Here is a 22,401-nt window from a genome sequence, read left to right as displayed (position 1 = left end):
GTCACCGACCAGACGACGTAGTAGCCGACGAAGATCGCCAGGACAAAAATGGCGAAGCGGAAGACGAAGGGATCGATCGCGCCGCCGGACAGCGCGTACGCGGCGTCGCCGGCCGCCTCAGTGCCGGGAGCGACGGCAAGGTTCTGCACGGCGAGCCGCACGGCAGCTGTGGCCTGGTCGAGCTGGTCGAGGGCTTTCTGCAGGGTCTGATCCATCACGCGATCCCTCCGGTGGTCTTGGGCTTCCTCGAAGCGGCCGGCCTCTTCGCAGCCGGCTTCGCCGAAGCCTCGGCAACCATCGTCTTGGCCGGAATGGCCGGCGGTTCGACATGTTGGCCCTTTGGCGGCTCCTGCTTAGCCCTGACGAAGGCGGGATGCACGACCTTGCCGCCATCGGTCAGCATCGTCGCCTTGACCAGTTCGTCGTCGTGGTTGATGGCAAGCGTCTTCGTGGTCTTGTCGACCAGCGTCTCGAGGAAGGCATAGAGGTTCCTGGCATAGAGAAGCGAGGCCGAGGCGGCGACGCGACCGGGAACGTTGAGATGGCCGACGATCTTTACCCCGTTGGCCGTGGTCACCACCTTGCCGGCTTCGGCGCCCTCGACATTGCCGCCGCGCTCGACCGCGAGGTCGACGATCACCGAGCCCGGCTTCATCGAGGCGACCATTGCCGCCGAGACCAGCTTCGGCGCCGGACGGCCGGGAATCAGCGCCGTGGTGATGACGATATCCTGCTTGGCGATGTGCTCGGCGGTCAGCGCCGCCTGCTTGGCCTGGTATTCCCTGGACATTTCCTTGGCGTAGCCGCCGGCCGTCTCCGCCGCCTTGAACTCCTCGTCCTCGACGGCCAGGAATTTTGCGCCGAGCGAGGCGACCTGTTCCTTGGCGGCCGGGCGTACGTCGGTGGCGGTGACGACGGCGCCGAGGCGGCGCGCGGTGGCGATGGCCTGCAGGCCGGCGACGCCGACGCCCATGACGAACGCCTTCGCTGCCGGTACGGTGCCAGCCGCCGTCATCATCATCGGCAACGCCCGGTCATATTCGGCAGCCGCGTCGATCACCGCCTGATAGCCGGCGAGGTTGGCCTGGCTGGATAGAACGTCCATCGATTGCGCCCGGGTGATGCGCGGCATGAACTCCATCGAGAAGGCAGTAATACCGGCCCTGGCAAGGGCTGCGACCGCAGCATCGTTGCCGTAGGGATCCATGATCGCGATCACGGCAGTGCCCGGCCGATACGCTTTCAGCTCGGCATCGCTCGGCCGGCGCACCTTCAGCACCACATCGGCCTTGGCAGCATCGCCGGCCCTGCCGATCGCGGCGCCCACCCGGGCGAACTCCTCGTCGGGAATGCGCGACGCCGTGCCGGCGCCGGTTTCGACAATCACGTCAAAACCCAGTGCCGCCAGCCGCTTCACCGTATCGGGCGAGGCCGCGACACGCGGCTCGCTTGCGTCGAGCTCACGAGGGATAAAAACCGTCTGTCCCACCGCACGATCCTTTCGGTCGGAACCCTGTTACCGCAAGACACCGACCGACCCAGGGGGCGCCTTCGACAAAGGTTGGAGGAGTTATCGGAGAATAAAGGCGCCGATGGCTAGGATCAGAACGAACAGGATAGTTCCTGAGAAGAAGCCGCCCACAAAGAACCCGAACGCCATGGCCAGAAGCACGGCGAGGCAAAAGAGCGATCCGTATTTCGCGAGCCTGAGGAAGCCTGCATAGGTCCGATCATGCTCGGCATAGTCCATCTTCGCGCCCAGTTCGACAGGACCGGTCGGCGTGTGTTCAGCCATAGGAATACCCCTTCGAAGACATCTTTCAGGCACATAGCGAAAAGCCGCGTTAAGGGCAATGGCGCTAATGCCGCATCGCCGCAGCCAACAATCTCAAGCAAAACTTGAAGCCGCTGCGCGGAGCGCGGCGATACCAATCCCAATGGATGGCAGGTCCGCTATTGCCGATGTCGTTAGCCGGCGAGATGCGGGAACAGACCGAGCAGGCCGACAACGATCAGATAAAGGGCGACGATATAATTGAGCAGCCGCGGCATCACCAGGATCAGCACGCCTGCGATCAGCGAGATAAGCGGGGTAAGGGCGAGCGTCGAAATGGTCATATCGGTTCCTTTGATCGGATCGCTGTCGAAGTGATGCTTGGCGGATGTCGCCATGCCAACCTACCACCAGCACCCTTGCCCAGAACGCCGAAGCGACCGGAAGGCTCCATGGCTCGTTCAGGCCGCTTCGCGAAAATACTTGGCGGTGGGCAGGATGGTCAGGGGGGCGAGTTCGCCGGCACCGGGCGTATCGAACAACATGCGCTGCTCCATCGGCGTCGAACGGAAGAACGGAAAGCGAGCGTAGGTTTCGTTCTTGATCGCCAGGACATCGGCTTGATAAAGCAGCGCGAAACAGTTGATCACGCCGGCATAGGGCCGCGCATCGCCGATCGGTCGCGCCCGATAGATGCGCTTGTAGAAAGCCGCATGGTCCTCGCGGATCATGGATATGCAGTAAGGCGCGCCGAAATGGAAGCAAGCCATGCCGGCAAGGCGCAGCGTCACATACGGGATCTGCGGGTAAAGCCGTGACCATTCGGCGTCCACGGCAAAACGGCTCGGGTCGATAAAGACTTCGCCGGCTGCCAGACGCGGCATCAACAAGTCCTTGTAGACGCTGAGCGCTGGTGATGTCGCGTTATCAGCAGACACGTTATGCAGGCGCATTGTGCTGACCAGCCGCCCCTCGATGTAGATTCCGAACGTATGGCAATTGGGCAGTTCGTCAAATTCGTCATGGACCTGACGGGACGCATTCTCGGGCACCAGATCGTTCATCCGATAGGAATTGTAGCGCAGCCTGTAAATACTTTCGAAGTCCTCGCCGCTTTCACAGCGTCGGTACTCCGTCCGGTCAAGCAGCGCATAAACATGTTGCGCGAAGCTGGACATGGTCTCGGACGCATCTTTCCCACCAGCGCCCGCCGCATGGCCGAGCGAACTCAACTGGGCACACATGAACTCTATTCCCCGCGATTACCGCCACCAGCCGACACTACGGACGGGTCATGAGATGTAAAGATGAAAATAAGTAGGAGCTCGTTTACCGCCCGTTAAGGTTAACAATTAATAAAATTATACTAAAATACGCGGTTTTTCAGCGCGAAGTCAGCGCCGCGGCGCCTTCCTTGCGGTCTGGATGTCCTTGGCGAAGGGCCAGACGGTGCTCGACATCGTCTCGATGCCGGACGCGCTGAGTGCCGACCCGAACAGAAAGCCCTGGACCAGGTCCGGCTTGACCTGCAATGCTAGGATCTTGAGCTGTTCGAACGTCTCGACACCTTCGACGGTAACCGAAAGTCCCAGCGGCCGTGACAGGTTGACGATGCCCTTGAGCAATTCGAGCGACCGGCTGTTCTGAGTGACATCGATCAGGAACGAGCGGTCGATTTTGATTTTGTCGAGCGGCAGTTTATGGAGATAGCTGAGGCTCGAATACCCGGTACCGAAATCGTCGAGCGCAATGCGCACGCCGAGCCGCTTCAACTCCTCGATATATTGGCGTGTCAGCGACTTGTCGTCGAGCAGCGCCGTCTCGGTGACCTCGATCTCCAGACGTCCAGCGGAGAGACCGGATTCAGCCAGCGCGTCGCGAACCTTCTGGATGACATCACGGTTGCGGAAATCCTTGGCCGAGAGATTGACCGACACGCTGGTCTGGGCCGGCCATTTGGCGCATTCCGTGCAGGCCGCATGCAGGACGAAGGTGCTGATGTCGGAAATAATCCCCATTTCCTCCGCCAGCGGAATGAAGATACCGGGGGAAATCGGCCCGAGATCGGGATGATCCCAGCGGCACAGCGCTTCGCAACTGGCGATACGCATCGTGCTCATCGTCACGATCGGCTGATAGACCACCCGCAATTCGTTATTTTCCACAGCGCTGCGCAGGTCCGCCTTCATCAGCTGACGGCTGCGGAAGGCAGCATCCATGGAGGCCTCGAACAGCCGCCAACCGTTCTTGCCAAGCTCCTTGGCCTTGTAGAGTGCAAGGTCGGCTTTGACGATCATGGCGTCAACGTCGGTATCCTTGACCCGCGACAGCACCGCGCCGCCGCTGGCCTGGATGCGTAATCCGTGGCCGGCGACATCGACCTCGCCCTGCAGATTGACAAAGATCTCATCAACCTGGCCGGTCAGGTGGCTTTCATCCTCGATGCGCTCGAAGAAGATCATGAACTCGTCGCCGCCGAAGCGGCTGACGGTGATGCCTGGCCCAGCGACTGCCGCCAGCCGCTCGGCAACGGCGTAGATCAATCCGTCGCCGACCGGATGGCCGAGCGTGTCGTTGACGCTCTTGAAATCATCGAGATCGAGCACCACCAGCCCGCAGAGACGGTCGGGATCCCCTGAGGCCATGGCTTCCACCACCAGCTCGTGGAAGTAGGCGCGGTTGGGCAGGCCGGTGAGACTGTCGTAGCGCGCCATGAAGCGGATCTTGTCTTCGGCCTCGACCCGGGCGGTCACATCCTCGAAAGTGACGACGCCCAGTTCCTGGCTGCCTTCGCGCGCCGAAAATTCATAGTGCTGGCCGTTGGTGAGCGAGACCAGGACCTTGCGGTCGCGGCCCTCGCGCAACGCACGCGTCAGCTGGGCTTCGATGTAACGGCAATCCTTCGGCGCCAGCATGCCGCCTGCAGCGCCGCGCATCAGCAGACCGTGGATCGAGCGGCCTAGCAGCGCATCGGCCGATTTGAGCGACATCAGGTGCGCGGCTTCGGCATTGGCCACCGCCACCCGGCCGTCGGGGCCAAGCATGACAAGGCCATGCGACATGGTGTTGAGCGCGCGGTTGAAACGCTGCGCGATGCGGTTCGCCTTCTTTTCCTCCGACAGGGCGGTAAACAGCACTTCGCGGACGATGTCGGCGAACCGCTTGATCGCAAACAGAAAGGGGGCCGACATCAGACCGAGGATGATGTGGTAGATATCGCCGCGCAGGATAAAGCCAAGCGATATGGGCCATGTGGTGGTTATGATAAAAATCATGACCATGCGCGGCGACCCATAATTGCGGCCGGCAATCGACGTGACCGATGCCAATGTGACGCAGACAGAGGCTATTTCGGCATAGTTGTCGTGGCTGTCATTTGCCAGATAGATGCTGACGAAACAGAATGCGCCAAGCATGAAACCATGCATCGAACCGAAAATTATGTAATCGTTTTCACGATCATGGGCTTCTTCCCACGTCGTGGGGGAAGGAAGTCGCCCGTATTTCCGGATGTTGCGAAGGCGCAGAGTACCGACAATGATGAGCCCAGCGGCAACGAGAAGATACGCCAGGTCCATGGTCTTCCAATAGACCAGGATGACGAGGAGTGTCTGCGCAACAAGGCCGATCGACAGCGTGAACCCGTCGCGAAACAGCGTTTCCACGAACGGAATGTAAACGTCGACCGGAATCTCGTTTTTTCGTCTCAGATTCACGCCTGGATCCCAACCCTGGGGAACCCAGCAGTGTCACATTGGCCTTAAGAAAGGTTTAGAGCGGCGTTTCGAGCCCTGCCGGCATCCATTGGTGACGCAACGAAACAGGGAAACTACAGTTCAGGTAAACAAGGCGTATCACGGTGCGGAATCATTCGGCGGCTTGAAGCTGCGTCCGCAGCGGCGCCGTCGAAAGGCGGTCGAGCAGACGCTGGCGTTCGCCGGCGGCTTTTTCGGCACTGGCCCGCTTGACGTGGCCAAAGCCGCGGATGAGCGCCGGTACCGAAACAAGCGCGGCAGCGGCCTCGATCTTGCCCGGCGCCAGCGCGCCGGCGACAAGCTCCAGGTCGGCTTCATAGAGGGCAAGAAGCTCCCGCTCCATACGCCTCTCTGCGCTGTAGCCGAACAGGTCGAAAGCGGTGCCGCGCAGGCCCTTCATCGCCGCCAGCAGGCGGAACCCGTTCATCATCCACGGGCCAAAGCTCGATTTCTTCGGCTTGCCGTCACTGCCGCGCCTGCCCATGATCGGCGGTGCGAGATGGAATTCAAGCTTGCCGTAGCTCTGGAACTGATTTGCGAGCTCTGCGGCAAAGGAGCCGTCCGTATAAAGCCGCGCTACCTCGTATTCGTCCTTGATCGCCATCAGCTTGAACAGGTTCTTTGCGGCAGCCTCGGTCACCACGGTCGAACCGGGCACAGCATTGGTTTCGGCCTTGCGCAGCGCCGCCAGTCTGTCGGCATAGCGCTTGCCATAGGCGGCGTTCTGATAGGCGGTCAGGAAGGCGACGCGGCGAGCAATTATATCGTCCAGCGTCTCGGCAATTGCGGCATGCTGCGCGGCCTTGCCCGGCTGGGCGAGAAGGCTGCGGACGAAATCCGGCTGGTGGGCGGCGCGGCGGCCCCAGCGAAATGCCGCGATATTCATCGCTACCGCCTCGCCGTTGAGCTCGATCGCCTTCTCGACCGCCTCCGCCGACAGCGGCAAGCCGCCGTGCTGGAAGGCGAAGCCGAGCATGAACATGTTGGCGCCAAGCGAGCTGCCGAACAGCGCGGTGGCGGTGCGGGTAGCGTCGAAGAAATGCGTCCTGCCGTCGCCCGCGGCAGTTCTTATCGCTTTCTTCAGCCGCTCGACGGGCAGCGAGAAATCGGCCGAACGGGCGAACTCGCCCGGCATGATCTCGGCGGTGTTGACGAGGAAGATGGTATGGCCTTCGCGCACCGCGGCCAACACCTTCTTGGCACCCGAAACGACGAGATCGCAGCCAAGCACGAGATCGGCCTTGCCGGCCGATACGCGAATGGCGTGGATGTCGTCCGGCGTGCGGGCGATGCGGACATGGGTGAACACAGAGCCGCCCTTCTGGGCGAGGCCGGCCATGTCGATCATGCCGCAGCCCTTGCCTTCCAGGTGCGCGGCCATGCCTAGCACCGCGCCTATGGTGACGACGCCGGTGCCGCCGACACCGTCGATGATCGCCGCCCAGCCTTGTTCACCGAGCGCAAATTGCGCCGGCGCCGGCACACCCGCGAGCGGGTCGGCCGCGCCGGCAATGCCTTCGGCTTTCCTGATTTTGGCGCCGTGGACGGTGACGAAGGACGGGCAGAAACCGTTGACACAAGAGAAGTCCTTGTTGCAGCTCGACTGGTCGATCTTACGCTTGCGGCCGAATTCGGTCTCGACCGGCTGGATCGAGACGCAATTCGACTGCACGCCGCAATCGCCGCAGCCTTCGCAGACCAGCTCGTTGATGAAGATACGCTTGTCGGGATCGGGGAAGGTGCCGCGCTTGCGGCGGCGGCGCTTCTCGGCGGCGCAGGTCTGGTCGTAGAGCAGCACCGAGACGCCCTTGACCGAACGCAACTCGCGCTGGACGAGATCGAGATCGTCGCGGTGGTGGATGGTGGCGCCGGCGGGAAATTCCACCTTGCCGGTATATTTGTCCGGTTCGTCGGTGACGATGGCGATGCGCTCGACGCCCTCGGCGCGCACCTGCCTGGCGATCATGTCCACCGTCAGGCCGCCCTCGTGCGGCTGCCCGCCGGTCATCGCAACGGCGTCATTGTAGAGGATCTTGTAGGTGATGTTGGCGTCGGTCGACAGCGCGAAGCGGATCGCCAGCACACCCGAGTGGTTGTAAGTGCCATCGCCCAGATTCTGGAAGATGTGCTCGCGCTTCGAGAACGGCGCCTGGCCGACCCACTGCGCGCCCTCGCCGCCCATGGCGGTGAAGCCGACGGTGTTGCGGTCCATCCATAACGCCATGAAATGACAGCCGATTCCGGCGGCGGCAAGCGAGCCGTCCGGCACCTTGGTCGAGGAATTGTGCGGGCAGCCGGAGCAGAAGAAGGGCGTGCGCGAGGCGATGTCTGACGTGTCGGCCAGCATCGCCTGGAACTGGCGCAACTTCGCCACCCGCGCAGCGATTTCTTCCGACGGGCCGATCGTTCGCAAAATCCTCTCGCCGAGCGCGATGGCAATATCATTGGGGTCGAGCGCGCCCTTGGCCGGGAACAGCCAGTCGCCGCGCTCGTCCTTCTTGCCGACGATGACCGGCTGCGTCGCAGTGCCGTAAAGGTTCTCGCGCAGTTGCACCTCGATCAGCGAGCGTTTCTCCTCGACGACGACGATGGTATCGAGGCCGCGAGCAAAGTCGGCGATGTGCTGCAGGTCGAGCGGCCACGGGCAGCCGACCTTGAACAGCCTGATACCGATACGACTGGCGGCCGCTTCGTCGATGCCGATATCCTCCAGCGCCTGGCGAACGTCGAGATAACTCTTGCCGATGGTGACGATGCCAAGCTTGGCGCTGCTGCCGCCCGAATAGACGATCCGATTCAGCCCATTGGCGTGGATGAAGGCCGAAGCGGCGGCGCGCTTGTATTCATGCAACCGCTCCTCCTGGCCGAGCATGTCGATCTCGTTACGGATGTTGAGGCCGCCGGGCGGCATGTCGAAGTCCGGGATGACGATATCTAGCCGGTCGAGCGCGGCATCGACCGAGGCCGTCGATTCGATGTTGTCCTTGACGCATTTGATCGCCGCCCAGGTGCCGGCAAAACGCGACATGGCAAAGCCGTAGAGGCCGTAGTCGATGATCTCCTGGACGCCGGCCGGATTAAGGATCGGCACCATGGTGTCGACGAACAGGAACTCGGTGGCATGCGCGTTGGTCGAGGATTCGGCCATGTGGTCGTCACCCATCAGGGCCAGCACGCCGCCATGTCTCGATGACCCGGCGAGATTGGCGTGGCGGAACACGTCGCCGGAGCGGTCGACGCCCGGACCCTTGCCATACCAGACTGAAAAAACGCCGTCATGGGTACCCTCGCCCAGCAATTCGGCCTGCTGCGAGCCCCAGCAGGCGGTGGCGGCGAGCTCTTCGTTGAGACCGGGCTGGAAGACGATGTCCGACTGAGCGAGCTGGTTCCTGGCCTTCCACAACTGCATGTCGAGGGCGCCGAGCGGCGAGCCGCGATAGCCGGAGACGAAACCGGCGGTGTTCAAGCCAGCCCGGCGGTCGCGCTCGCGCTGCATCAGAAGCATGCGGATGACTGCCTGGGCACCCGACAGGAAGATGCGCTCCTTTGCCAGGTCGAACTTGTCGTCGAGCGCGACATTGTGCAGCGTCATCAGGCATTTCCTGTGCGGAGGTCGCGCCTAGAGGTGCGCGGCCAACGTCGGAGTCGAGTGCCCACAGTCTTTCTTCCCTTGCCGGGGAGGTCAAACAAAATCGAAGGTGCCAGGCGGTCCGCAACAAACGATCCGTGAGCGGCCGTGTGGCGCCACGAAACGCCTGTCGGGGAGGATGGCCAAGCACGAAAATTCCGGCGGCGGTCGGTGCCGCTGGTGACGCATCATGCAGCCTTTGGGCAGCTGGGCTTCGGTTCACCGGGCAGCTTGCCGTCGACATGGCCGGCCAAGTCCTTGTTGAGCTCGTAGACTGGCCCGACCACCAGAGGCCGGTCGGGCAGGACCGACTGGTCGAGCGAGGACGTCAGAGTGGTCTCGAAACTCTGCAGCAACTTGCCGCTGGAATCCTCGATGCGGATCGACACCGCATAGGGCTTGTCCTTGACAACGCAGGTGAGCGGCGGGCTGGTGAGCGTCACATGCGGCAGCTTCGGCCATATTTTCTGGGTGACGATGATCGGATCACCACCGGCCGGGTTCTGGAAGGAGACCACAGCGACCTGCCCCTCACCCACCGGCCGCAGCGGATTGAGGGTGATGACATAGGTGGCGATACCCAGCCGGTAGTTGAACTCGAACAGCTTCCCGGAAATGGCGAACAGCTGGTCCTTGCCGGAATCACGGCAGGCGCCGAGCGCGGCCGCCGCAAACAACGCCGCGACGACAATCATCGCGCGCGAACATTTCTTAGACATTGGTGACCTCCCTGGCCGCGGTTCGGCGGCGATAGTATCGGTTTGCCTTCTGGCGGTTGCCGCACACCGCCATGTCGCACCAGAGGCGGCTGGAATTGCGGCTTCGGTCGACAAACAGCCAGCTGCAGTTCGGACATATCCTCAGCCTGGCGATGGTGTCGCTGCGCAGCAGCGACAGCGCCGAGACCGCAAGCGCCGCCTCGAAGGCGATCGGATTTGCCGGGTCGCCGAACGGTTTCCCGGGCGTGCCGATTTCGGTGTGGCCATGGGCGAGGCCATCGGCGCAGGCTTCCAGGAACTCAGGCATGTCGGCGGTGTCGATCGCACCTTTCGATACCGCGCCGCGAAACAGCCGATGGTGCGCCCCCCGCCCCACCCCCCCCCGGGGTCTTACTTTTCCCGCCCCGGCCCCCACCCCCCCCCGGCCGCCGCGCGCGGCGGCGCGAAAGCCACTCGCCGCTTCGGCAAAGCGGGCGATCTCGGCCGGATCGTCGAAACGGTCGAAGGTTTCCTTTGGATCGTTCCGCAAAACGACGGTGTTCGCCGTGTCGAGCGCCAGCATGCCACCGGTGAAGCGGTGCGGAGTCCAGGATACTGTCATATGGAGAATCTAACCGATAAATCGCGTTTGACAAGTTAGATTCCGGGTGCAACGCTCGTCACTGAGGCGATCGCCGTATTGAGAATGTCGTCCGCCCCAAACCCCGCCCCGATTGCGGGACATGCATCGAGGGTCTTGCATGCTCTATTTCTTCCAGCAGGTTCTGAACGGGCTGCATTCGGGCGCGCTCTACGCATTGCTTGCCTTCGGCTACGTGCTGACCAACGGCATCCTGCACCGTACCAATCTTGCCTATGGCGCGCTGTTCGCCTTTTGCGGGCATACGATGATCCTCACCGCGGCGTTCGGCTATCAGGCGCTGTGGCTGACGCTGTTTGCATCGGTTGCGCTCGGCGTAGCTGCGGCATTCCTTTATGCGGCGCTGCTCAGCCATGTCCTGTCGCGAAGCATCTTCGAACCGCTGGCCGACCGCTCGCCCAACGCCATCGTGGTGACGACGCTCGGCATATTGCTGGTCTTGTCGGAAGCCAGCCGCATCGCCGCCGATACCCATGACCTATGGTTGCCGCCAATGCTGGCCCAGACCATCGTCTTCGCGCAGAATGCCAGCTTCAAGGCGACGTTGACGCTGATCCAATTGCTCGATTGCGCCGCCGTGCTGGCGGCTATTGCGCTGGCTGCGTGGGGGTTCACACATTCCAGCTTCGGCCGAAGCTGGCGTGCCGTATCCGACGATCCCAAGGCCGCTGCGATGTGCGGTGTCGATGTCCGCGCGGTGTTCCGGCGTGCGGTGCTTTTCGGCGGGCTTTGCGCGGCATTGGCTGGCGTGCTCGCCGCCTTCTACTACGGAAACATCAGCTTCGGCACAGGGTTGGTCTACGGGTTGAAGATCCTGTTCGTAACCGCAGTGGGCGGCTATCTCTCGCCTTTGCGGGCGGCACTGGGCGCCGCCGCTTTCGGCATGGCCGAATCGCTATGGGCCGGTTATTTCCCGCTCGAATGGCGGGACGGCTGGATGTACCTGTTCCTCGTCGCCATGCTTGTGCTGATCGGCTCCGGCCGCGACCAACAGAAGATCGCCTGAGCCGCATCCGACTTTGGTTGGATGAAAGCGCCGCATGTCCTTGGACATGCAAACGACGAGGCAGCATTTTGCCGGGCGTCACCTCGCAACTGTGTTTATGCGGGCTGTCCCATGTTGACCCGCCGAACCACGCACTGCATACCGTTGGTCCACAGCGACGCGACGGACAGGGAACCGGCGTGCTCTGACACAAGGGAGGAATGCATGGCAGGGCTTCTCGCTCTTTCCAGAACCATCGACCGTTTGAACGAATTCATCGGCAAATGGGTTTCGTGGCTGATCCTGCTGGCAATCCTGGTAAGCGCCGCCAACGCCGTCATCCGCAAGGTGTTCGACATGTCCTCGAACGCCTGGCTGGAATTGCAATGGTATCTGTTCGGCGCCGCCTTCATGCTGGCCGCCGCCTACACTCTGAAGCAGAACGACCATATCCGCATCGATATCGTCTACGGCATGTTCTCGCGCCGCGTGCAGCACTGGATCGACCTTTTCGGTCACGTCTTCTTCCTGATGCCGTTCGTGACGTTGATGGTGGTCTATTTCGTTCCCTATGTGTCGCTGTCGTATCGCAGCGGCGAGATGTCGAACAATTCCGGCGGGCTGATCATCTGGCCGGCGAAGGCGATCCTGCTGGTCGGCTTTTTCCTGCTCGCGCTGCAGGGCATTTCCGAAATCATCAAGAAGATCGCCATCATGCGCGGTCGGATGGACGATCCCACTCCGTTCATATCGGTGCATGAGCAGGCCGAACTCGAAGCCAAGGCGCTCGTCGAAGAGGTGCGCTCGTGATCGAGTTCATCGCCCAGAACATGGCGCCGATCATGTTCGCCTCGCTGATCGTCTTCCTGCTGATCGGCTACCCCGTCGCCTTCTCGCTCGCCGCCAACGGTCTGATGTTCTTCTTCATCGGCGTACTGCTGTCGCCCTATTCGGGCGGCTCGATCAATCTCGCCTGGCCGTTGCTGCACGCGTTGCCGGATAATTTCTATGGCAGCCGGGTGATGTCGAACGATACGCTGCTGGCGATCCCGTTCTTCACCTTCATGGGCATCGTGCTCGAACGATCCGGCATGGCCGAAGACCTGCTCGACACGATCGGCCAGTTGTTCGGACCGGTCCGTGGTGGCTTGGCCTATGCCGTGATTTTCGTCGGCGCTCTGCTTGCCGCGACGACCGGCGTGGTGGCGGCTTCCGTCATCGCCATGGGGCTGATTTCGCTGCCGATCATGCTGCGCTACGGCTACGACCGGCGGCTGGCATCCGGCGTCATTGCCGCGTCCGGGACGCTCGCCCAGATCATCCCGCCGTCGCTGGTGCTGATCGTCCTGGCCGACCAGCTCGGCCGCTCGGTCGGCGATATGTACAAGGGCGCGCTGATCCCCGGGCTCATTTTGACCGGCATCTACATGCTCTACATCCTGCTCATGTCGATCTTCCGGCCGAAGTCGATGCCGGCCCTGCCGCTGGAGGCCCGCACGCTGGGCCATGGCGTGCTGTCGCTGCTGGCGGCGCTGCTGGCGGCGGTGGTGGTTTCCTATGCGGCGTATCGCTACCTCGCGCCGAACCATGGCGGCAACGCCGATATCCTCGGCGCCAGTATTGGCGTCATCTTCATCTATGTCGTGGCGATCATCGACCAGCGCCTGAAGATCAACCTGATGTCCAGGCTGGCGCAGCAGGTGATCATCGTGCTGATCCCGCCGCTGGCGCTGATCTTCCTGGTGCTGGGCACAATCTTCCTTGGCATCGCCACGCCGACGGAAGGCGGCGCCATGGGCGCCGTCGGCGCGCTGGCAATGGCGGCGATGAAGGGGCGGCTGTCACTCGACGTGGTCAAGCAGGCGCTGGCCTCGACGACCAGGCTGTCGTCCTTCGTTCTGTTCATCCTGATCGGCGCGCGGGTGTTCTCGCTGACCTTCTACGGGGTCAATGGCCACATCTGGGTCGAGCACCTGTTGACGTCGCTGCCGGGCGGTGAGGTCGGTTTCCTGATTGGCGTCAACATCCTCGTCTTCGTGCTCGCCTTCTTCCTCGACTTTTTCGAACTTGCCTTCATCATCGTGCCGCTTTTGGCACCGGCGGCCGATAAGCTCGGCATCGACTTGATCTGGTTCGGCGTGCTTTTGGGCGTCAACATGCAGACCTCCTTCATGCATCCGCCCTTCGGCTTCGCGCTGTTTTATCTGCGCTCGGTCGCCGCGCGCGTGCCCTATCTCGACCGGCTCAGCGGCAAGCAGATCGCGCCGGTCACCACAGGGCAGATCTATTGGGGCGCGGTGCCCTTCGTCTGCATCCAGGTCATCATGATCGGCCTGACCATCGCCTTCCCGCAGATGGTGATGCACTACAAAGGCACCGTCGTCGATCCGGGCACCATCAACTACCAGGTGCCGGAGACGCCTGGCATCGGCTTGTCGCCGCTTGGCGCGCCGCCGGCCAACGGCGGCACTGCCCCGGCCTCACCTTCCACACCGGATTTGTCGCAGCCGCCGAGCTTCGACGAAAAGCCGCCCGCGAAACCGGCGGCGCCGGCAGTCGATCTGTCGCAACCACCTAGTTTCAACTGAGGAAGGCCCGGTAGCCATGAAGGCGGTGCGACTGGAGCGAGTGGGCCGCCTCGCCATGTGCGAGGTCGAGAAACCGACCGCCGGGCCAGACGAGCTGCTGGTGCGGATCGAGGCGTGCGGCGTCTGCGGCACCGACAGGCATCTTTTCCATGGTGAATTCCCGTGCACGCCGCCGGTGACGCTCGGGCATGAGTTCTCCGGCATCGTCGAGGCGATCGGACCTGCCGTATCCGGCTTTTCCGTGGGCGACCGCGTTACCGGCGACCCCAATATTGCCTGCGGGCGCTGTGCGCATTGTCAAGCGGGCCGGGTCAATCTCTGCGGTAATTTGCGCGCCATCGGCATCCATCGCGATGGCGGCTTTGCCGAATATCTTGTCCTGCCGCAGAAACAGGCCTTCGTTTTGCCAGACAATCTGGCGCCGACGCATGGTGCGTTCTGCGAGCCGCTCGGTTGCTGTCTGCATGGCGTGGACCTTGCCGCGATCAAACCAGGCTCGTCGGTTGCCGTGCTCGGCGGCGGCGTGATCGGCTTGCTCACCGTTCAACTGGCAAAGCTCGCCGGTGCGACGACCATCATCTTGTCGACGCGTCAGGCCTCGCGGCGGGCTCTAGCCGAGCAACTTGGCGCAACGGCGACGGTCGATCCCAGCGCTTCCGACGTCACCGAAGCGATCGTCGGCCGGTCGGGTTTGATGCCGGGCGGAGTCGACGTGGTGTTCGAATGCGCCGGCGTGAAAGACACCGTCGAGCAGTCGCTACGGCTGGCCAAAGCGGGCGGCACAGTTGTCATCGTCGGCGTGATGCCGCGAGGCATGAAAGCGGCGTTCGAACCGTTCGACCTGCTGTTCCGCGAGTTGAAGGTCCTGGGCTCCTTCCTCAACCCCTTTACCCATCGCCGGGCCGCCGATCTTATCGCCTCGGGGGCGATCGAGGTAGATCGGCTTATATCGCGGCAGGTCAGCCTCGACGAGGCGGTGGCGATCATTGCCAACCCGCCGGCGCCCGGTGAGGTCAAGGTCCTGGTAATGCCCGGCTGATCGCAAACGAGATGCACTGCGGCGCCAGCGTCCCGAAGGAACGCCGGCGCCGCAGAGCAGCAAGATTCAGAGCTTGCTGTTGCGCTGCTGGACCATCATGAAAGTGTCGTAGTTGTACTCGGCCACCTGCGCCCAGAGATAATGCTCCTTGCGGAACGCCTTGATTGAGTCCCAGATCTTCTTGAACGGCGCGTTCGAGGCTTCCATCTCGGCATAGACCTCGTTGGCCTTTTCGAAGCAGGCGGCCATGATCTCCTGGCTGAACGGGCTCAACTTGGCGCCGCCGGCAACCAGCCGCTTAACCGCCGCCGGATTGAGATAGTCGTATTTCTGCAGCATGTTGGCGTCGGCCGCTTGAGCGGCAGTATGCACCAGCGACTTGTAAGCCGGCGAAAGTTCGTCGTATTTCGCCTTGTTGAACATCAAGTGGACGGTCGGTCCACCTTCCCACCAGCCGGGATAGTAGTAATAGGGCGCAACCTTGTAGAAGCCGAGCTTCTCGTCGTCGTAGGGGCCGACCCATTCGGCGGCATCGATCGTGCCTTTTTCCAGCGCCGGATAAATGTCGCCGCCGGCGATCTGCTGAGGAACCACGCCGAGCCTTTGCACCACTTTGCCGGCAAAACCACCGATACGCATCTTGAGGCCGGAAAGGTCGGCGACCGTTTTGATCTCCTTGCGGAACCAGCCGCCCATCTGCACGCCGGTATTGCCGCCCGGCAGCCCGAACAGACCCTGCGTCGCCAGGAACTCGTTGAACAGGTCGATGCCGCCGCCATGATAGTGCCAGGCGTTTATGCCGCGCGCGTTGAGCGAAAACGGAACCGCCGCTCCCAGCGCCCAGGTCGGGTCCTTGCCCCAGTAATAGTATGCCACAGTATGGCAGGCCTCGACGGTGCCGGCAGTGGTGGCATCGGCGGCCTGCAGGCCGGGAACGAGTTCGCCGGCGGCGAAGACCTGGACCTGGAAGTTGCCGTCGGTGGCCTCCGACAGCATCTTGGAAAACACTTCGGCACCGCCATAGATCGTGTCGAGCGACTTCGGGAAGGACGACGCCAGCCGCCAGGTCACTTTCGGATTGGACTGGGCGATGGCCGGCGCGGCAAGTGTCGCGGCAGCGGCCGCGGCGCCAACACCGGCGGTGCCGGCCTTGCGGATGAACGAACGACGATCCATGAAGTTCCTCCCTTTTGGATCCACTGACCGACATTCGGGACACATCGGCGCCCGGATCGGCTTCGAGCCGACAATACACAGGCAAGGAGTCGAGTCCAGCGCGGCAGCCCGGTTTGAGTGGCGCATTTCGGGGAAATTCACGGCGTTGGGGCAGATCTTGCAACTATAGTCTAAGGTCGATTAACTGGCCTACGCGACACGCCGAAACTTGCCATGGAAATGCGCCTTCGGATCGCCTATTTTGCAGGCAGATAATTCGTTGCACCCGATGGGATCCGGACCAAATGCACCAGCCGCTCGTCGCCATATCGACCGACGTCCGCCAGTTCGACAATTACACCTGGCATGCCGCGCCACAGCAATATCTCGAAGCGGCGCTTTCGGGTGCAGGCGTGTTCCCGCTGCTGGTACCGTCCTTCGGCGACCGGCTCGACTTCGATGAACTGCTTTCCGCCGTCGACGGCGTCATGGTCACCGGTTCCAAATCGAACGTTCATCCCTCGCTCTATGGCGGTGACGCCAGCGAAGCTAATGGTCCTTACGACCCCGCCCGCGACGCGACGACGTTGCCGCTGATCCGCCGGGCGGTGGAGCGCGGGGTGCCGTTGCTCGCCATCTGCCGCGGCATCCAGGAGATGAATGTGGCGCTGGGTGGCACGCTGGCCACCGAAATCCAGGAACGCGCCGGTTCGCTCGATCATCGTGCGCCGGCAAGCGACAATCAGGACGAACGCTTCGCCATCCGCCAGAGCGTGTCGATAAAACCCGGCAGCTGCCTGGCCGGGGTCTTCGGCGCCGGCGACGTCATGGTCAATTCGGTGCATCGCCAGGCCATCGACCGGCTTGGCCCGAAGCTGCAGGTCGAAGCGGTCGCCGCCGATGGCACTGTCGAGGCGGTTTCGGTGCGCGATGCACGGGCTTTCGCCGTCGGCGTCCAGTGGCATCCCGAATACTGGGTCAAATCGGACAGCATCTCGTTAAAGATATTTCGCGCATTTGGCGATGCGGTGCGCCTGCATGCTGCCGCAAAATCCGCGTCGCGCGCCGCGGCAGAATAGCGCTCGTCAGTTGCCGGTCGACGCCAGCGTCAGCAGCGGTAGCGCCGGCGCGTAGGATTCGTAACCATCGCCGTCGGCGACTGAGAACATGACGATCGGATCGGTACCGTTGGCGCTGAAGGTGACCGTGCCGTCATCCTGCTCTCGCCAGAACTTCGCCTGCTCGACGCCGGGCAACACCCGGCGGCAATTTGCGGCGACGGTCAACAGCGACAGGCCTTGCGAAATCTCGGCGCCGCGGCTGACCGCACAAGACGCCTCGTCGCCATGGGCTACCAGCCTGTAGTTGCCGGATGAAGGTGGTGCCTCACTGGCTGCACGGCTTTCACCGCTACCGGCGTAAAACAGTTGGGCGCTGCCGAACAGCGCAGCGACTGCCATTAATGCGGGAAGCGTCTTCATCCTGGTTCTCCGCGCATTTCAGGCGCGCCGCGTTCGAAGAGATCAGGGAGGCGCGCTTCATTTTGCTGTCATGTGCTGTCAGGCGGACAGACACTGCGAAGGGCTCAGAATGATTCCCAGGGGTTAAGCTGAAGTTAACAATAAAATGGCGGTCACAGCCTCGCCTTGACGTTTGCCGTCTCCGGCACCGGCGTCAGCGCCTTGCGCTGCGAAAACCACGAAACCAGATTGTCGACGCACAGGTCCGCCATGGCGCGGCGGGTGTGCTGCGAGGCCGAGCCGACATGCGGCAAAAGCGAGGTGTTGGGCGCGGCAAGCAACGCCGCCGGCACATTCGGCTCGTCGGCAAAGACGTCTAGCCCGGCAGCGGCGATGCTGCCGCTGGCAAGTGCGGCGGCAAGGGCTGGTTCGTCGACCGTACTGCCCCGGCCGATATTGACGAAGACGCCGTTCGGCCCAAGGGCCGAGAGGATTTCGGCATTGACGGCCTTTTCCGTCGAGGCCCCGCCGGGCGCCACCGAGATCAGTGTGTCGACCGCCTCGGCGAGACCTTTCAGCGTCGGGTGATAGTCATAGGACAGGCCTTCGACGCAGCGCCGGTTGTGGTAGGCGATGGGCAGCCCGAAAGCGTCGAGCCGGCGGGCAATGGCGAGGCCGATGCGGCCCATGCCGAAGATGCCGACATGGCGACCGCGCAGAGTCAGTCGGCTCAGCGGATAATTGCCTTTGCGCAGCCAACTTCCGTCGCGCAGCCAGGCCTCGGCGCGCGGCAGTTCGCGGATGGTATTGATCAACAGGCCGAGCGCCGTATCGGCGACCTCCTCGGTGAGCACGTCCGGGGTGTTGGTGACCATGATGCCGCGCCGTGCGGCGTGGCGGACATCGACAGAATCATAGCCGACGCCGAAATTGGCGATGATCTCGAGCTTAGGCAGCGCATCCATCAACGCGGCGCTTATGCCGCCAAAGGCGGCTATGCCGCGCACCGTACGACGCATCTGATCGGTGACCAGCGACGGATCGGCGCGTTCGGTCTGGACGCGGCAGAACGCCGCGTCGATGCGGCCGACCGCATGATCGTTGAACTGGCCCGGCACCAGAATGGCGACAGCTTGCTGTTCGGTTTTTGTCATGCACGTTCCACCGGTTTGCCGGTCGACTGGCGCACATGCAGTTCCGGCTTGATCAGTTCCTGCGACGGCCGCACCGTCTGTCCGTTGAGTTTGTCGAGCAGCGCGCTGGCGGCCCGGCGGCCAACCTCGCGCTGGCCGTTCCACACGGTGGTCAACGCCGGCGTCGCGATCGCCGCCTCCTCGAGGTCGTCATAGCCGGTAACCGAGATGTCGATGCCCGGCACCAGACCAGCGCGCGCAATGCCGTTCATCAGTCCGATGGCGACGAGGTCGTTCCAGCAGCACGCCGCCGTCGGCCTGTCCTTCAGCGCCAGGAACTGCCCGGCAGCCTCGAAGCCGGCCTGCTTGGTGCGCGGGCCGGCAATGCGCCATGACGGCCTGACCTCAAGCCCCGCCGCCTCCATGGCGTTGACATATCCCTGATAGCGGTCGCGGCCGGTCGACGTCTGATCAGTACCGCCGATCATTGCGATGCGCTTGTGGCCAAGCGAGATCAGATGATTGGTGGCAAGCCCGGTGCCGTAGGCATCGTCGCCGCGAAACACCGGCACGTCGGCACCTTCGACGGTGCGTGCAATCAGCACTGCAGGGAGACCGTTCTCCTCGGCCATGATGATGTCTTCGGGCGGCGTGCCGATGGCCGGCGACATGATGACGCCGTCAGCGCCGAGTTGCAGAAGCGTGTCGATGAAGGTGCGTTGTTTCTCGAGCTGGTCGTAATGGTTCGACAGGATGAAGGTCTGGCGGCTGCGGTCGAGTTCGCTCTCGATCGAACGCAGTATCTCGGCAAAGAACGGGTTCATGATGTCGTGGACGACGACACCGACTATTCCTGAGCGCGAGGTGCGCAGGCTGGCGGCGCGGCGGTTGTAGATATAGCCGATGGCGCGTGCATGTTCCTTGATGCGATCGCGGGTGCCGCCGGCGACCAGCGGGCTGTCGCGCAAGGCCAGCGAGACCGTGGCCGTGGACACGCCGAGCGCATCCGCGATGGTCGAAAGCTTGATCTTCTGTGCCAGCGCCCTGCGCTCCCGAAGCAATTTAAACTGTTTAAAGGCCGGCTCTTATGCCATCGATCCCGAGCAAATCAAAGTTTTTTTGCCAGCGCTTCCGTCTCCGCGTCCAGCGTCGTGCGGTTGCGCAAGCGAAGCCGGTGCTCGCGGTGGACGATGTAGAGGCCGCTGGCGACGATCACTGTGGCACCGGCCAGTGTCCAGCGATCGGGAAACTGGTTGAAGACGATCAAGCCGGAGACGATCATCCAGATCATCTGCGAATAGGGATAGGGGGCCAGGGCCGTGGTGGTGGCAAGGCGATAGGCCTGCACAAGTAGCCAATGGCCAAGGGCGCCGAAAACGCCAAGCATCAGCAATATGAACCAGTGCCAGCCATCCTGCGGCAGCGAAAGCGAAAACGGCAGTGTCGGCAGCAGCAGCACAGCCGGCGCCAGCGCCGAAAACAGGATGAGGCTTTCCGAGGTTTCCGTCGTCGACATGCGGCGCGTCATGATGACGTAGAAACTGTTCGATAGCATCGAGCCGAGCGCAAAGAGATGGCCGACGCCAAAAACCCCGACGCCCGGTCGGGTGATGATGAGGACGCCGACAAAGCCGCCCATGATCGCCAGCCAGCGCCGCCAGCCGGCCCATTCGCCGAGCAACGGACCGGCAAGCGCAGTGATCACCATCGGGCCGAAGAAGTAGATCGAGGTGGTTTCCGCCAGCTGCAGCGTCCGCAGCGCGAGAATGTTGCATATCGTCGATCCGAACAGGAGCAGACCGCGCGTGAGATGCGCCGGCAGGTTGGCAGGACGAAAGCGCAGCGGCTCGCGCCATCCACGCAGAAAGACGCCGACGATCAGCACATGGACCGCGAAGCGGGTCCAGGCGACGATCAGCGCCGAGACGCCGGCCAGCACAAGGTATTTGCTGCTGGTGTCGAGAAAGGTGAAAAACACGTAGACGGAAAGCATGCACAGGATCGCCGCCGGCGATGTCGCGCTTTCGTCATGTCTTGGGGGAGCATTCAATTTCAGGCCGGACGGGAAGCAAGGCAGTCCCTCACCAATGCGGCAATTGTCGCCTGCGGGCAAGCCAAAACAGGCTGGCACAACGACAGCCGCCGACAGGCTCAGTTTTTTGTTTTGGTGGCCGACCTAGTGGCCGACGACTCAGGCGTGCATGCGGGCGCCCTTGGTGATCTTGTCGACGAGCTTCTTTTCGGCGCGAAGCGCGATGCCGACCACCTTGGCATCCTCCGGCGCAAATTCGGCAAAGACGGCACGGTTGGCCAGATCATACCCAGTCGAAAACATTTCCTCGACATAGAGCGAAACCGTCACACCACGCTCCAGCGCCCGCCGCTGGATCGCGCCGAGCGTCTGGCCGTCCGCCGAAAGCACGATGACCGGCTGGATCGACAGCGGGTTGTAGATATTGCCGGCGCGATCACAGTAGGGCTCGCCGATAATGTCGGGAAACTGCGCGACAATGCCGCTGGTCAGAAAGGCGGTGACGTTGAGCTTTTGCCAGACGGGAAGATCATCCTTGAGCACGATTGCAAATTTCGTATCGAACATGCGACAGTTTCCAATCCGAAAAGGGGGGCCAATCCGAGGCTGCGAGTGAAGCGATGCCGCACGGTCTAGACGGGGAAGCCTTTCAGGGTCTTGGACGTTTGTGCGTGGATGCAGCCGAAAACTGCATCGTACCGGCACCCCGTGCTGCCGGCATGGAACGCATCGAGGCCCGGTTCCACGGCAACGCCTTCGATCTCCATCGCCACGACACCTATGCGATCGGGGTGACGCTTTATGGCGTGCAGCGCTTCCGCTATCGCGGCCAAACGCGTCAGAGCTTGCCTGGCCAGATCATTATCCTTCATCCCGACGAACTGCACGATGGCGGTGCCGGCACTGAAGACGGCTTGCGATACAGAATGCTCTATTTGGAGCCGTCCCTGATGCTCGATTGTCTCGGCGGCGGATCACTGCCATTCGTCGGGAATGCCGTGGTGACAGACCGCGATCTCCGGGCGACGCTGCTTTCGGCGCTCGGGCCGCTGAATCAGGAACTGGACGAGCTGTTTGTCGTCGATTTCATGACGCAGCTTATGCAAAGCCTGGCCCGGCACGCCGGTCAGCCGGCGAAACCGGTAGCGAAAACTGCGTGGCGCGCCGCCAGCCTGGTGCGCGACTATCTGGAGGAAAATGTCGCGCGGATTGTACGTTCGGATGAATTGGAGGCGATCACCGGATTGGACCGTTATGCCCTGTCGCGGCATTTCCGCGCCACCTTCTCCACCAGCCCGCACCGGTTCCTGCTGATGCGCCGGCTTCAACGAGCCCGTCGGATGATCGAAGCCGACGAGCCACTGGCGCAAATCGCCATCGCAGCCGGCTTCAGTGACCAAAGCCATTTCAATCGGCATTTCAAAAAGGCGTTCGGCGTCACACCGGGACGCTGGTCGGCACTCACGCGACGGCCGTCAGTGGCGAACGCGTGA

Annotated in this window: 21 protein-coding genes and 1 pseudogene; 6 read left to right on the top strand and 16 right to left on the bottom strand. The window is 62.6% G+C overall.

Features of this window, described 5'->3' with window-relative positions:
- The 9 genes and pseudogenes from AC0L2X_RS13615 to AC0L2X_RS13575 form a co-directional block, all read right to left on the bottom strand.
- Positions 1-215 (bottom strand): annotated as a pseudogene (locus AC0L2X_RS13615) (NAD(P) transhydrogenase subunit alpha); the annotation flags it as partial.
- Positions 215-1,489 (bottom strand): Re/Si-specific NAD(P)(+) transhydrogenase subunit alpha, encoded by a 1,275-nt coding sequence (locus AC0L2X_RS13610; protein ID WP_473557719.1) that lies wholly within the window; start codon positions 1,487-1,489, stop codon positions 215-217. The gene AC0L2X_RS13610 and the pseudogene AC0L2X_RS13615, both read right to left, overlap by 1 nt.
- A gap of 81 nt (positions 1,490-1,570) precedes the next feature.
- Positions 1,571-1,795 carry an aa3-type cytochrome c oxidase subunit IV gene (locus AC0L2X_RS13605; protein ID WP_473557721.1) on the bottom strand — a complete coding sequence of 75 codons (225 nt, stop codon included), beginning with the start codon at positions 1,793-1,795 and terminating at the stop codon, positions 1,571-1,573.
- 173 nt (positions 1,796-1,968) lie between these two features.
- On the bottom strand, positions 1,969-2,118 hold the full coding sequence (locus AC0L2X_RS13600; RefSeq protein WP_013528205.1) for a DUF3096 domain-containing protein: 150 nt from the start codon (positions 2,116-2,118) through the stop codon (positions 1,969-1,971).
- 117 nt (positions 2,119-2,235) lie between these two features.
- Positions 2,236-3,018 carry an N-acyl amino acid synthase FeeM domain-containing protein gene (locus tag AC0L2X_RS13595; protein ID WP_023676258.1) on the bottom strand — a complete coding sequence of 261 codons (783 nt, stop codon included), beginning with the start codon at positions 3,016-3,018 and terminating at the stop codon, positions 2,236-2,238.
- 150 nt (positions 3,019-3,168) lie between these two features.
- On the bottom strand, positions 3,169-5,490 hold the full coding sequence (locus AC0L2X_RS13590) for a putative bifunctional diguanylate cyclase/phosphodiesterase (RefSeq protein ID WP_473557724.1): 2,322 nt from the start codon (positions 5,488-5,490) through the stop codon (positions 3,169-3,171).
- A gap of 151 nt (positions 5,491-5,641) precedes the next feature.
- Positions 5,642-9,121, bottom strand: coding sequence for an indolepyruvate ferredoxin oxidoreductase family protein (locus AC0L2X_RS13585; RefSeq protein ID WP_473557727.1), 3,480 nt, complete (start codon positions 9,119-9,121; stop codon positions 5,642-5,644).
- 224 nt (positions 9,122-9,345) lie between these two features.
- Positions 9,346-9,876, bottom strand: a complete 531-nt coding sequence (locus AC0L2X_RS13580; protein WP_352492667.1) for a hypothetical protein — start codon at positions 9,874-9,876, stop codon at positions 9,346-9,348.
- Entirely contained in the window at positions 9,869-10,477 is a 609-nt protein-coding gene (locus AC0L2X_RS13575) for a CGNR zinc finger domain-containing protein (RefSeq protein ID WP_473599929.1), read from the bottom strand. The genes AC0L2X_RS13580 and AC0L2X_RS13575 overlap by 8 nt, the downstream gene beginning before the upstream one ends.
- Positions 10,478-10,616: 139 nt before the next feature.
- Here AC0L2X_RS13575 and AC0L2X_RS13570 point away from each other — a divergent pair, with 139 nt between their 5' ends.
- The 4 genes from AC0L2X_RS13570 to AC0L2X_RS13555 all read left to right on the top strand — a co-directional run bounded on the left by AC0L2X_RS13570 (position 10,617) and on the right by AC0L2X_RS13555 (position 15,128).
- A complete protein-coding gene (locus tag AC0L2X_RS13570) occupies positions 10,617-11,522 on the top strand; it encodes a branched-chain amino acid ABC transporter permease (RefSeq protein ID WP_292658326.1) in 906 nt (301 codons plus the stop codon).
- Positions 11,523-11,726: 204 nt separating this feature from the next.
- A complete protein-coding gene (locus AC0L2X_RS13565; protein WP_352492669.1) occupies positions 11,727-12,311 on the top strand; it encodes a TRAP transporter small permease subunit in 585 nt (194 codons plus the stop codon).
- The gene (locus tag AC0L2X_RS13560) at positions 12,311-14,089 is read left to right on the top strand and encodes a TRAP transporter large permease (protein ID WP_473557851.1); all 1,779 of its coding nucleotides are present in this window, start codon (positions 12,311-12,313) and stop codon (positions 14,087-14,089) included. Before AC0L2X_RS13565 ends, AC0L2X_RS13560 begins: the two co-directional genes overlap by 1 nt.
- A 16-nt stretch (positions 14,090-14,105) precedes the next feature.
- The gene (locus tag AC0L2X_RS13555) at positions 14,106-15,128 is read left to right on the top strand and encodes a zinc-dependent alcohol dehydrogenase family protein (RefSeq protein ID WP_473557734.1); all 1,023 of its coding nucleotides are present in this window, start codon (positions 14,106-14,108) and stop codon (positions 15,126-15,128) included.
- A 66-nt stretch (positions 15,129-15,194) separates the two neighbouring features.
- Here AC0L2X_RS13555 and AC0L2X_RS13550 read toward each other — a convergent pair whose 3' ends face one another.
- Positions 15,195-16,304: a TRAP transporter substrate-binding protein gene (locus AC0L2X_RS13550; RefSeq protein ID WP_352492671.1), complete on the bottom strand. Its 1,110-nt coding sequence runs from the start codon at positions 16,302-16,304 to the stop codon at positions 15,195-15,197.
- Between the two features lie 284 nt (positions 16,305-16,588).
- Here AC0L2X_RS13550 and AC0L2X_RS13545 point away from each other — a divergent pair, with 284 nt between their 5' ends.
- Complete coding sequence (locus AC0L2X_RS13545) at positions 16,589-17,362, top strand: gamma-glutamyl-gamma-aminobutyrate hydrolase family protein (protein ID WP_473557738.1); 774 nt, start codon at positions 16,589-16,591, stop codon at positions 17,360-17,362.
- 6 nt (positions 17,363-17,368) lie between these two features.
- Here the strand turns inward: AC0L2X_RS13545 and AC0L2X_RS13540 are convergent, their stop codons facing one another.
- From AC0L2X_RS13540 to AC0L2X_RS13515, 6 genes are all read right to left on the bottom strand, one after another.
- Positions 17,369-17,764, bottom strand: a complete 396-nt coding sequence (locus tag AC0L2X_RS13540; protein ID WP_352492673.1) for a hypothetical protein — start codon at positions 17,762-17,764, stop codon at positions 17,369-17,371.
- 152 nt (positions 17,765-17,916) lie between these two features.
- On the bottom strand, positions 17,917-18,897 hold the full coding sequence (locus tag AC0L2X_RS13535; RefSeq protein WP_473557740.1) for a 2-hydroxyacid dehydrogenase: 981 nt from the start codon (positions 18,895-18,897) through the stop codon (positions 17,917-17,919).
- Complete coding sequence (locus AC0L2X_RS13530; RefSeq protein WP_023676245.1) at positions 18,894-19,916, bottom strand: LacI family DNA-binding transcriptional regulator; 1,023 nt, start codon at positions 19,914-19,916, stop codon at positions 18,894-18,896. Before AC0L2X_RS13530 ends, AC0L2X_RS13535 begins: the two co-directional genes overlap by 4 nt.
- Positions 19,917-19,984: 68 nt before the next feature.
- Positions 19,985-20,869 (bottom strand): DMT family transporter, encoded by an 885-nt coding sequence (locus AC0L2X_RS13525; protein WP_473599928.1) that lies wholly within the window; start codon positions 20,867-20,869, stop codon positions 19,985-19,987.
- A 198-nt stretch (positions 20,870-21,067) separates the two neighbouring features.
- Entirely contained in the window at positions 21,068-21,475 is a 408-nt protein-coding gene (locus AC0L2X_RS13520; protein WP_473599927.1) for a DUF2000 family protein, read from the bottom strand.
- Positions 21,476-21,540: 65 nt separating this feature from the next.
- The gene (locus AC0L2X_RS13515) at positions 21,541-21,675 is read right to left on the bottom strand and encodes a hypothetical protein (RefSeq protein WP_352751874.1); all 135 of its coding nucleotides are present in this window, start codon (positions 21,673-21,675) and stop codon (positions 21,541-21,543) included.
- Here AC0L2X_RS13515 and AC0L2X_RS13510 point away from each other — a divergent pair.
- Positions 21,628-22,401, top strand: a complete 774-nt coding sequence (locus AC0L2X_RS13510; RefSeq protein ID WP_473599935.1) for an AraC family transcriptional regulator — start codon at positions 21,628-21,630, stop codon at positions 22,399-22,401. The genes AC0L2X_RS13515 and AC0L2X_RS13510 overlap by 48 nt on opposite strands.

It is taken from the genome of Mesorhizobium sp. WSM4828, from assembly GCF_055811175.1.
The sequence above is the reverse complement of the archived record's forward strand: the minus strand, read 5'-3'. Positions and strand labels throughout refer to the sequence as shown.